The sequence below is a fragment of the Oleiphilus sp. HI0043 genome, from assembly GCF_001634935.1.
In genome coordinates this window covers 1-1,125 of record NZ_LWEY01001654.1, presented here as the reverse complement: position 1 = coordinate 1,125, position 1,125 = coordinate 1, and the positions used below count along the sequence as shown (strand labels likewise).

Here is a 1,125-nt window from a genome sequence, read left to right as displayed (position 1 = left end):
CGTTCGCGGATAGATAACTCCAATTGGAGCAAAACCGATGAAAGATTTATTAAACCTATTAAAAAACCAAAATCAAACTCAGGAATTCGACTCAATTCGTATTGGCTTGTCGTCTCCAGAAATGATCCGATCTTGGTCATACGGTGAAGTTAAGAAGCCAGAAACGATTAACTATCGTACATTCAAGCCAGAGCGTGATGGCTTATTTTGTGCCAAAATTTTCGGTCCTATCAAGGACTATGAGTGCTTGTGTGGTAAGTACAAGCGCCTTAAGCATCGTGGTGTAATTTGTGAGAAGTGTGGTGTAGAAGTTGCGCTTGCTAACGTAAGACGTGACCGTATGGCTCATATCGAACTAGCTAGCCCAGTTGCTCACATCTGGTTTTTGAAGTCTTTGCCGTCACGTATTGGTATGCTTTTAGATATGACTTTGCGTGATATCGAGCGAGTATTGTATTTCGAATCATACATGGTTATTGATCCGGGTATGAGTACGCTTGAGCACGGTCAGCTACTTAGTGACGAACAATATTACGAGGCACTTGAAGAGTTCGGTGATGAGTTCGACGCTAAGATGGGTGCAGAAGCGATTCAAAGCTTACTGCAGAACATCAATCTAGAAGAAGAGATTGAGCGTTTAAGAGAAGAGATTCCAGCGACTAACTCAGAAACAAAAATTAAGAAGCTATCTAAGCGTCTTAAATTATTAGAGTCTTTCCACAGCTCAGGCAATAACCCTGAGTGGATGGTCTTGAAGGTGTTGCCTGTACTTCCACCAGATCTTCGTCCTTTGGTTCCCCTGGATGGCGGTCGTTTTGCGACGTCTGATCTGAACGACCTTTATCGTCGAGTGATCAATCGTAACAATCGTTTGAAGCGACTACTAGAGCTGAGCGCACCAGATATCATTGTTCGTAACGAAAAACGTATGTTGCAAGAATCTGTGGACGCATTGCTAGATAACGGCCGTCGTGGTCGTGCTATCACTGGTTCAAACAAGCGTCCTCTTAAGTCTTTGGCTGACATGATCAAAGGTAAGCAGGGTCGTTTCCGCCAGAACCTTCTTGGTAAGCGTGTTGATTACTCTGGTCGTTCGGTGATCGTTGTTGGTCCTAGCCTTCGTTT

The 1,125-nt window shown here is 43.9% G+C and carries 1 pseudogene; it reads left to right on the top strand.

Going from position 1 to position 1,125, the window contains the following annotated elements:
• Window positions 1–37 precede the first annotated feature (37 nt).
• Window positions 38–1,125: pseudogene (locus tag A3729_RS25220) on the top strand (DNA-directed RNA polymerase subunit beta'); the annotation flags it as partial.